General features: G+C 56.0%; 6 protein-coding genes. All 6 read left to right on the top strand.

Features of this window, described 5'->3' with window-relative positions; translation table 11 throughout:
• Positions 1-145: 145 nt before the first annotated feature.
• Entirely contained in the window at positions 146-1,387 is a 1,242-nt protein-coding gene (locus tag NGJ44_RS22495) for an ATP-binding protein (RefSeq protein WP_251865942.1), read from the top strand.
• A complete protein-coding gene (locus NGJ44_RS22490; RefSeq protein WP_251865940.1) occupies positions 1,384-2,550 on the top strand; it encodes a restriction endonuclease subunit S in 1,167 nt (388 codons plus the stop codon). Before NGJ44_RS22495 ends, NGJ44_RS22490 begins: the two co-directional genes overlap by 4 nt.
• Positions 2,543-5,497, top strand: a complete 2,955-nt coding sequence (locus NGJ44_RS22485) for a type I restriction endonuclease subunit R (RefSeq protein WP_251865938.1) — start codon at positions 2,543-2,545, stop codon at positions 5,495-5,497. The genes NGJ44_RS22490 and NGJ44_RS22485 overlap by 8 nt, the downstream gene beginning before the upstream one ends.
• A 22-nt stretch (positions 5,498-5,519) precedes the next feature.
• Entirely contained in the window at positions 5,520-7,682 is a 2,163-nt protein-coding gene (locus tag NGJ44_RS22480; protein ID WP_251865936.1) for a hypothetical protein, read from the top strand.
• Positions 7,682-10,333, top strand: coding sequence for a hypothetical protein (locus tag NGJ44_RS22475; RefSeq protein WP_053244326.1), 2,652 nt, complete (start codon positions 7,682-7,684; stop codon positions 10,331-10,333). Before NGJ44_RS22480 ends, NGJ44_RS22475 begins: the two co-directional genes overlap by 1 nt.
• A 25-nt stretch (positions 10,334-10,358) precedes the next feature.
• The coding region (locus NGJ44_RS22470) for an AAA domain-containing protein (RefSeq protein WP_251865935.1) at positions 10,359-11,409 on the top strand (1,051 nt) is incomplete at its 3' end.

Raw genomic sequence — 11,409 nt, 5'->3', positions numbered from 1 at the left:
GCCACGATGCTCTTGTACCAGACGCACGGCGCGGTCACGGACTTCCGGGGAAAACTTGTTCTGCTTGCTCATAAGGGCTCCATTCTCTCAAAGGTTGGAGCCTCCGCAAAACCCGGGGCAATTCACCCCTGCAGATCCGGAACGCGTGATTTCAAGGGAAAGCAGCAGCCTTGAATTCAAGGAATCATTTGGGTGGGCAAGCTTGCCAAAGTACCTGAAAACAAGCGCCGCATATGCCAATGCCAAAGGTGGCTATATCGTGTTTGGCATTGCCAATAAGCCACATCGACTTTGCGGCCTCTCAGGACCGAACCTGAAGTTATTTGAGGATATTGATCCGGAGAAGATGTCACATAACTTCAATGAACACTTTGCTCCGGAAATAGAATGGACGATTCAGGAATACGAACTTCAAGGGAAGGTTTTTGGCCTTCTGTATATCCATGAGGCCAAGGACAAGCCAGTCGTCTGCACCAAAGATGCTGGGAAGGAGCTGAAAGAGAGCGATATCTACTACCGATATCGAGGCCGCTCCGAGCGAATTAAATACCCGGAACTCAGAGCCATCCTTGAGGCCAAGCGGGAAACTGAGCAGCGCCTATGGATGCAACATCTCGAAAACATAGCGCGGATCGGTGTTCGTGAGGCTGGAATTTTCGATCTGCACACCGGTAGCGTAACCGGGTCTGGAGGCTCGTTCCTCATTGATGAGTCACTTCTTAGTCAGCTTTCTTTCATCAAAGAGGGTGAATTCTCTGAGGTCAAAGGCAAGCCCGCGCTAAAGCTGATCGGCCATGTTGAACCCTTGGCTGGCAGCGTTATCGGTACGACCAAAAAGCAAATTGTAAAAACCAAAGGCATAAGGACGGCTGATATCGTTCTCAGCACTTTGAATCAGGATAATGTTCCTGAGCCAGACGAGTACATCAAACAGATCTGCTTTGAAAGCACCGCATTTTTGCCCGTTTACTATTTCATCAAGAAATCCGGAATGACACTGGACAAAACCGTGGAGGTGCTCGAAGGCGTGGTTTCAAGATCAGCCACGCGAGGGAAACTGATTGAACGGTTGAAGAGTGGGAATACTCAGGAACTTGCAATCCCCAACGGAAGCACTGCCGCAGCCACTAAAAAGAGGAAATACGCAGAGGCGCTGCGCAGCAAAAAGGTCAATGCAGGCCTTACGGGGAAAGAGCTAGAGTATTGCCTTCAAGCTATACGCGGGCTGACGGCAGACGAGGTCAAACCCAACTCGAAGTATATCAGAGAGCTTTTGCGGAACTGGTTTAACAAGCACTACGCATCGGCCAAAAGCCCACTGGCTGACAACCTGCGACGGGCGATCTGCTGGGTTGATGAAGCATTGAATATGGGGGACTGTAAATGAGCACACAATCCCTGAAGCCCGGCTGGAAGATGGTGAAGTTCGGCGAGGTGGTGAAGAACGCCAACCTCGTGGAACGTGATCCCGAGGCCAATGGCGTTGAAAGAATCGTCGGGCTTGAACACATCGATCCCGAGAATCTGCATGTCCGGCGCTGGAACTCTGTTGTGGATGGCACCTCGTTTACCCGCAAGTTCGTACCGGGACAGACGCTCTTCGGTAAGCGCCGGACCTATCAACGCAAGGTCGCCTACGCTGAGTTTGAAGGCATTTGCTCCGGGGATATCCTGACGTTCGAGCCGAAGAACAGAAAGGTTCTACTGCCGGAGCTTCTGCCATTTATCTGCCAGAGCGATGCCTTCTTCGATCATGCGCTTGACACCTCGGCCGGATCGCTGTCGCCGAGAACCAGTTGGACGGCATTGAAGGACTTTGAATTCTCGCTGCCGCCGCTTGACGAACAGAAGCGTATTGCCGAGATTCTGTGGGCGGCCGATGAGGCGGTGGAGTCATGGAATAGTTGTCAATCAAGTTTGCAGCGTTTAATCGAATCTGTTGTTGAAGAGACGGCAAAAAATGCTCGTGACAAAAGTTGGGCTTTCAAAGCTCTTGGGGATGTCGCAACCGTCGAACGTGGGAAGTTTTCACATCGACCGCGAAATTTGCCTCAGTTTTATGGAGGGCCATATCCTTTTGCGCAAACAGGAGATGTGCATCGTGCAAAGGGCTTCATCAGGGATTTCGAATACACGTTGACCGATGAAGGGAAGCATTACAGCAAGAGCTTTCCCTCTGGCACCATCCTAATCACAATCGCGGCCGTCATCGGTGCTACAGCTATTACAGAAGCTGAAACCTGGGCTACTGACAGTGTTGTTGGGATTGTTCCCGGAGATGAAATCAACGTCTATTTTCTTGAGTATTTTTTGAGGACGCAGCGTCACTATCTCGAAAACGTTGCAGCGACCCAAACAGCTCAGAAGAATATCAATCTGCAAATTCTGCGACCACTCCAGGTGCCGGTTCCACCGTTGGCGGTTCAAGAATCTATCGTTCAGAAAATCGCAAAAATACAGGCTCAAATAGACCTTTTGGAAAGCCATTTGGCGAGCTGTCGCGGTCTGATTAAGTCAACGACAAATGGTATGGGGGCTATTCATGTTTAACGAAGAAAATACGGTCGAACAGATGGTTCTCGACACGCTCTGCGGCGGCGTGACTTCGAACATGGTTGCCGAAGAGATTGCGAGCTACGGCGGCGAAGTCAATAGCTGGCGCTTCGTGTCCGCCGAGGAGCTGCCCCGTCAGCACTCCGACGTGCTGGTGGAGTCGATGGTGCGCGATGCCCTCATCCGCCTGAACCCGGAAATCAAGGCCCAGCCCGACCGTGCCGACGAGGTGCTCTACCGCCTGCGGACCATTCCGCTGTCGGTGCAGAGCGAAGGCCTAGTGCGGGCCAACGAGCTGTTTGCCGAATGGCTGCGGGGCGAGAAGTCCATGCCCTTCGGCGAGCGCGGCGAACACACGCCGGTGCGGCTGATCGACTTCGAGAATCTCAGCAACAACGATTACGTGGTCACCAATCAGTGGGTCTATCCGGTCAAAGAAGGCGGCCGCCGTTTCGACATCATCATGCTGGTCAACGGCATCCCGCTGGTGGTCGGCGAGGCCAAGACGCCGGTGCGTCCGGCGGTGACCTGGGTGGACGGGGCCAGCGACATCCACAACGGCTATGAACAAAGCGTGCCGCAGATGTTCGTGCCCAACGTCCTCTCCTTTGCCACCGAGGGCAAGTGCTACCGCTACGGCTCGGTGCGCATGCCCATCGATATCTGGGGGCCGTGGCATGAAGGCGAGAACAAGGCCGAGGGGACTCTGGCGGACGTGCAGCGTTCCATCCGCTCCATGCTGCGCCCCCATGTGGTGCTGGACATCCTGCAGAACTTCACCCTGTTCGCCACCGACAAGAAACACCGTCGCATCAAGATCATCTGCCGCTATCAGCAGTACGAAGGCGCTAACCTGATGGTAGCCCGCGTGGTCAAAGGTTATCCCAAGAAGGGCCTGATCTGGCATTTCCAGGGTTCGGGCAAGTCGCTGCTTATGGTGTTCGCGGCGCAGAAGCTGCGGATGCACCGCAAGCTCGGCAACCCCACGGTGATGATCGTGGTGGACCGCATCGACCTGGACACCCAGATCACCGCCACCTTCAACGCCGCCGATATCCCGAACATGATCGGGGCCGCCACCCGGCAGGAGCTGCAAAGCCTGCTGGCGGCCGATACCCGCAAGATCATCATCACCACCATACACAAGTTCGGTGAGGCGGACGGCCGCCTGAACGAGCGCTCGAACATCATCGTGATGGTGGACGAGGCGCACCGCACCCAGGAAGGCGATCTGGGCCGCAAGATGCGCGACGCGCTGCCCAATGCCTTTCTCTTTGGTCTGACCGGCACGCCGATCAACAAGCGGGACCGCAACACCTTCTGGGCCTTCGGCGCGGACGAGGATGAGCAGGGCTATATGAGCCGCTACTCGTTCCAGGACTCGATCCGGGACAAGGCCACGCTGCCGCTGCACTTCGAAGCGGTGGACGTGAAGCTGCACATCAACAAGGACGCCATCGACGAAGCCTACTCTCAGATGACCGATGAGCTGAGCGAGCTGGATCGTGACGACCTGGCCAAGCGGGCCGCCAAGATGGCGGTGCTGATCAAGGCCCCGGCCCGTGTGAACGCCATTTGCCAGCACATCGTCAAGCACTTCCAGGAGAAGGTGGAGCCGAACGGCTTCAAGGCCCAGGTCGTGACCTTCGACCGGGAATGCTGCGTTCTCTACAAGAAGGCCATGGACGAACTGGTCGGCCCGGAGGCCAGCGCCATCGTCATGCACACCCAGGGCGGAAAGTCCGACGAGTACGCGGAATGGAAATTGGCCAAGGACGAGGAGGAAAAGCTCCTCGACCGGTTCCGCGATCCGAACGACCCGCTCAAGTTCCTGATCGTCACTTCCAAGCTGCTGACCGGCTTCGATGCCCCCATTCTGCAGGTGATGTACCTCGACAAGCCGATGAAGGATCACAACCTGCTGCAGGCCATCTGCCGCACCAACCGTGTTTATCCCGGCAAGACCCACGGCCTGATCGTGGATTACCTCGGCATTTTCGATGACGTGGCCACGGCCCTCGATTTCGATGAAAAGGCGGTGCAGAAGGTCATTACCAATCTGGATGACCTCAAGAAAGAGCTGCCCGGCGTGGTGGCAAGATGCCTGGCGTTCTTCCCCGGGGTGGATCGCACCGTAGGTGGCTACGAGGGGCTGATCGCGGCGCAGGATTGCCTGCCGGATAACGAGACCCGGGACAAGTTCGCGGCGGAATACTCGGTGCTCTCCCGTCTGTGGGAGGCGCTGTCGCCCGATCCCTGCCTCGCCCCCTATGAAAAGGACTACAAGTGGCTGACCCAGGTCTATGAATCGGTGAAGCCGCCGAGCGGCAACGGCAAGCTGCTCTGGCACGCCTTGGGGGCCAAGACCATCGAGCTGGTCCATGAGAACGTGCATCTGGAGACGGTGCGCGACGATCTGGACACCCTGGTGATGGACGCCGAGGTACTCGAAGGGCTACTCGATGCCAAGGACCCGGACAAGAAATCCAAGGAAATCGAGATCAAGCTCATCGCCCGCCTGCGCAAGCACAAGGACAATCCGAAGTTCGTCGCCTTGGGCGAACGCCTCGAAAAGCTCAAGGAACGGCACGAACAGGGCCTGCTCCACAGCCTCGACTTCCTCAAGGAGTTGCTGACCCTGGCCAAGGAGGTCGTCCAGGCCGAGAAGCAAGTGGACCCGGTCGATGAACAGGCCAAGGCCAAAGCGGCCCTGACCGAGCTGTTCGCCGAGGTGAAGAACGGCAAGACGCCGATGGTGGTCGAGCGGATCGTGACCGACATCGACGAGATCGTGCGCCTGGTCCGGTTCCCCGGCTGGCAAAACACCAAAGCCGGAGAGCGCGAGGTCCAGAAGGCCCTGCGCAAAGTGATTTACGTGAAGTACCAGGTCAAGGACCAGGATCTGTTCGACAAGGCGTTCGGATATATCCGGCAGTACTACTGAGAAGGGATGGTAATGGGGCTCTATGGCTAAAACAGGTCAGGCAAAGCAGATCATTGAAAACCGCAGAGGCGACACCTTTGGCGGTTGGCCTGCCCGTACCCTGCTGGAGGCGGGCGACATTCCCATTGCCCAAATCGCCGAACTTGCCCTGCGTGAAGGACAGAGCTCGAATCCTTTGTATCGGGTCCACCGCTGGTTTGCTCGCCGGGTGGGCTCTCAGTTCCGTTCGATCCTCACCGCGTTGACCCTTCCTCCTGACAAGGCCGACACCTTTTGGGATACCTATCTCGGCAAAACCTCCGTGCATGGCGCTGTCGTTCTCGATCCCTTCATCGGCGGCGGGACAAGTTTGGTGGAGTCCATGCGCTGCAACGCCCGGGTGATTGGTTTTGATATCGACCCGGTCGCGACCTTTATTACCCGATTTGAGTTGGCCGCCTCCCGGATGGAGGATCACTACCCGGAAATCGAGCAGATTTGCAATGAGGTCGCCCAACTCATTACGCCGTTGCATCGGACCATGGTTGATGGTGTCGAACGGGATGTTCTTCATCATTTCTGGGTCCAGGTGAAGCAGTGCTCGAATTGCCAGAGCGATGTAGAGCTCCATCCCCATTTTCAACTGGCCTACTCCAAAGAGAAAGGTCTGCAGTGGGTATTCTGCAAGGACTGTCATGCAGTCCACGAATTGCCGATTGAACGCAAGGTGCTGCACTGCTCTTGCGGCAAGCGCACGACTATCAGCGCGGGCACGCACGGCAACGGGATCATGACCTGCCCGACCTGCAAGAACACACAGAAGATCGCAGCGGATGACCTTGACGGTGCCGAAAGCCCCACTTGGAAGCTCTTTGCCCAGGAGTATCTGGTCGGAACCGGCAAGAACTGCACAAGGCATTTCAAGCGCGTCGAAGAGGCGGACCAGGAATTGTACGACCGAGCCACCCGGAAGCTGCGGATGATCGGGAATGGCTTGCTTGTGCCGACGAGAAGCATTCCCCGCGAGGGGCGTTCGGATGGACGACCTCTGATCCACGGGATTCGGCATTACGCAGACTTTTTCAACGACCGGCAGAAGCTCCACCTGCACCTTCTCGGTTCGGCCATCGGCCGAGTGGAAAGCGATGAGGCGCGGCGCTGCCTTGAGCTGGCCTTCAGTGAACATCTCACCACGAACTGCATGTACACGGCCTATGCGTTTGGCTATCGCCGAACGAGCCCAATGTTCTCCATCCACTCATACCGGCACATCACTCGTCCGGTCGAACTGAACCCTTGGCAGGATGGCGTCGGACGGGGGACGTTCATCAACACGGTCCGGAAAATATCGAAGGCGATTGCCTTTTCCAAAGCGCCCCAGGAGCTGCATCCGGAAGGCACCAGAGTTGCTTATGAAGATGATTTCGAGCGCGAACAAGCCTGCCTTGGCTCTGTCGATGATGTATTGAGCGGCAGCGCCACGGCGGCGATTGAAACCCAGTCTTCCGAGGAACTCCATTTACTACCGGACGGCTCAGTGGATCTCGTGCTGACCGATCCGCCGTATTTCGACAATCTGAGCTACTCGGAACTCTCGGACTTCTACTTGGCCTGGCATCAGGCTTTGGGAATCGCACCGCCCCCGTATGACGACAACGTCACTTCGGCTCCGATACTGCAGAACCTGGCCATCACGCGACGGTCCGATGAAGCCATCAAGGGATACCAGGAGCGGCTTCAGCAGATTTTCATGGAATGCAACCGAGTGCTCAAGCCGAACGGGATCTGCGTGTTCACCTACCACCATAAACTTGCATCGGCATGGGATGCTCTCGGCACGGCTCTGCTTCATTCGGGACTCTCGGTAACCAAGGTTCTGCCCATGCGTGGCGAAGGCCAAGGAGGCCTTCACACTTACGATGGCACCATCAAGTGGGACGCGGTGCTGGTCTGCCGCAAGAAGAAAGGCGTCATCAAGAGGGGCGTTCCGGTCATCAGCGAAACCGCCTTCAAAGACGCTGTCGTGGAGGCGGAATCTCACTTTGATGCCTTGTCCGCCCATAAACGGATCGGCTTCAAAATTCCTGATTTCACTAATTTGGCTCGGGCGTTGGTCGTCAGTAGAGGTTTTTTAGGCGAGGCGGATACCAGCACACGACCGATGTCGGATGCATTGAAGAACATACCAACCCCGGGAGAGTTGTGATGGCGAAACTCGATAAAGGAACGCTTGCCCTAACATTCAAATTCGATTGTGACCGGTTTCTCCGGTTTCGTCTGGCCAGTGATGCTGAAAGGGACTCACTTGGGGTCTCGGCCGAAACCTACAAACGCCCTGGTATTGAACTTATCAAAGCGGCCGGACGGCGTTGGGAAGCCGACAAATACCAGGATCTGATCGACACCTCAGATGATGGGAAAGTTGTGTTCCTTCTCGAGGACAAGGTCGATGATCTTCTGGGACGGAAGCCCTTCAAGAAAATTCAGAACCTTTTTGACATCCTCCGGCAACAGGAACCACCCCAGGCAATTATCGAGGCGGAGTTCACGGTTCCCACAAACATTACTCCCGGCCTTCAAAAGGCATACGACGATTTCGGTCTCGACCAGGTACGAGTGCGCCCGGACATCCTTTGGATACGTCCAGGTGGTACTGGTGCGCCGCTGATCGGCAATGGGACTGTGCCTGAATACGAAATCCATATCATTGATGTGAAAATGGCTGCGGAGCCATCCCTGCGGCACTTCACGGAAGTGACCTACTACGCTCTGGCATTGGCCACAACCATCCAGCAAGAAGGGCTTGGCGGCAGATATGCCGTTTCGGCGGAAGGCACCATCTGGCCAGGAAGCCATGACATCAATGCGTTCAGGAACCTGGTCCAGCTTTATCAGGCCAAGGGAGCCGCAGATCCTGTTTCCGAGGCCCTCAGCGAAACGTTGATTCGGGTTCCGTATGAAGTCTATGAAGTCCACGTGAAGCAGTTTTTCGAGGATCGCCTTCTCCGGGTTCTACAGACCGGTATGGAGGATGCCAGTTGGCATGTCGGTCCCAAGTGCCAGCTTTGCGACTACGTTCGCTACTGCCGAGACAAGGCATCCGAATGCGATCACCTTTCCCGGCTGGCCTGGCTCAATCAAGGGCAGGCGGAACTTCTCCGTTCAAATGGCATTACCACTACGGCGGGACTGACTGAAGCCGTGACTACCGCCGATGATCGGTGGCAATCCGTTATCGATTCCAGCCACCAGTTGCGGGCGGATGGGCCAGCGCTGGCAACTCGCGCCCGTTCCTTGACCGAGGGGGCACCCTTGCCGGTCGATGGACGGCGCAGCGCCATGATCCCCGCGTGGACTGACCAAAGCATCTTTATCACGATTCATTTCGACCCGGGCTCTGGTATCTCCTTTGCCCTGGGCGCGGCGCGGCTCTATTTCCCGCACGGCCGCAAACCCGGCGATCCTCCGGTGACGGACGAAAAGATTTTCATCGTCGACCGTGTCGATGCGATGAACCCGGAAACGGAGCGCGAGAGGCTGAAGGAATTTGCGACCGTGGTCTCTGAGTGGTTAGAGGAGGTGTCGACCGTCAACACAGGTCTACCGGCTCGTGACCGTCTCTCTTCCCACATCTTCTTCTGGGACATGCTGGAGGTGCGTCAGCTCAAGCGCATGTTCGAGCGTCATATGCAGAACCCTGACGTGATCGAACTGATCGAGGTACTTACCCGATTCTTCCCGCCGGACAGTCTGTTGCCCGATCCGGATGCTTTCAAGTCCCAGCCGGGGACCATCGTCAAGGAAGTTCTTCGAATGCTGGTTGGGCTGCCGGTTGCCCACGATTACTCCCTGTTTGATGCAGCGAACAGTTTCTTCCCAAATGTTCGAGAGGATGGCACCCCGTATAAATTCGATCTGCCTTTTGGGTTCGCTACCCCAATGAGCGATCAGATCCCCTTCGAACGTGCCTATGAGCTGTGGCAGGACAAAATTTTCGTCCGCCATTTCAATAAACTTCATCCTACTGACCCGTCAAAGTGGAGGCGCTACACCCGGGACGAACTCTACGATGGCATTAAGCGGGCCACGAAGGTTCACCTGCAAGCTTTGCAGCACATCGTCCGGCGACTGCGTGAAAACTACAAAGACCGGTTAGTGCTGAAAAAGAGCGGCTTCTCTGCCGCACGATCCTCACAGGCAAGCGTTCCGGAGGCGGCAAGAAGTCTGATCGCTTTTGAGAAGCTCAATGTCGCGTGCCAGGAAATGGAGAACCGGAACACTCGCTCACTGCCTGTCGATGAACGGGAGGCGAGGTTTTTCTCGATACGCGGGTTGACCTTGAAGCCTCAAGCAGAGGCTGATCCGATCATCGATGAGATCAAGTTCGGGAATCCACAGTACCAACACGAAACGCTCTATGTTTTCGATTTTTCTCCGACCAGCAGGGATTCCCGAATCAAGGAAGGCGAATTTACCGTCGCCCTATCCAACGAGAATGAATACGTGGATCTCGACGAACCGTGGCGTCGGCGACTTGGATTGGGCTTCCAGGATGCAGAAGAACTGCTGGGCGAACACGGCCTGACCGAGCGGTGGATGACGAACAAGTCGATAGGGGCATTGCTTCAGGTAGAGGTCATTCGGTTGGAGGCAATGCAGGACAATCCCTATGTGGTTCTTAAACCGGGTCACCAGGGGCTCTTTCAGTTTGCCGTCGCCCAAGGACTTGTGGCGCTCGACTCACCGCTTGTCCTCGATCCGATGTACCGGGATTTTTCGAGCGACAGGATAGAAAAAGCATTGAGGTCTGTCGGCGGCAAGGCAGCACCGATCAAACGTGCCAGGAAGCGGAGGTAAGGCAATGGCTAAGAGACCGACAAAAATGACCGAACCAGCCCATAGCCTGATGTATACCCCTGGCTCGCTGGCAGCAGGAAAAACATTCGCTGACACGAACCAGTTGTACGCGAAGGTGGCACCATATTTGAAGAATGCCTTTAACGAAAAGCAGGAATCCCTTTTTCACGATGCATTCGGAAACAGGATTTCTTTGCTTTGGGGGCCGCCGGGTACAGGAAAGACCACGGTCTTGGCCGGGACTGTTCTTGGGTGGATTGAGCATTACGCCGAAGCGGGAATTCCGCTGCGCGTCGGTATCGGGTCCAGCAACTACAACGCTATAGATAACGTTCTCAACGAAGTCCTGGAACTGATCAACAGACGGACGGCCACGGTCGGAGTGTTAGCTTGTCCGGTTCGTGTCACAAGGGTGAGGAGCGACTCCTCCGCACCTCCCTTGAGTGATCAGATCGAAGATATGCCGAGGACCTCCGCAAGGGCTCAGGGTTTTGTGAATGCCCTGAAAGGCGACGATCCCGGGATCATCATCGTGGGTGGAACCTGGCAACAACTTGGACGGCTGGCCGAGAAAGACCACCAAGATAGCGAGCCGACCGCCGAATGGTTTGATCTGCTGGTGATCGACGAGGCATCACAGGTTCAGGTTGCTGCGGCTGCGGCCTACTTTCTGCTTTTGAAGTCTGATGGGCATGTTGTCCTTGCTGGTGACGACCGGCAGCTTGGGCCGATTTACGGCTTCCAGATGAAGGATAGCGTTCAAGGGCTGTTTGACTGCATTTTCTCTTACATGAAGGAGACCCACGGCATCACCCCGGTGCAGCTTAAACACAACTACCGGACCAACGTGGAAATTTCTGCATGGCCCTGCAAGCGTTTTTATAAGAACGAATACGAGGCGTTCTTCCCCGAGAGAAAGCTGGATCTCGCCATCAATATTGATGGAAGACTGAATTGCCCCGGGAATCGAGGAGGCTGTTTGGTTAAAGTACAGCGTTCATCGGCACAGAGTCAGAGTTGGTACGGAGATAGCGTTCTTCAGCCTGCGCAGGAGGAATATACCCGATGGACCCGAG

The sequence above is a fragment of the Achromobacter sp. Marseille-Q4962 genome, assembly GCF_943737005.1.
Classification (GTDB): Bacteria; Pseudomonadota; Gammaproteobacteria; order Burkholderiales; family Burkholderiaceae_B; genus Achromobacter.
This window is presented reverse-complemented; position numbering and strand designations above follow the sequence as displayed.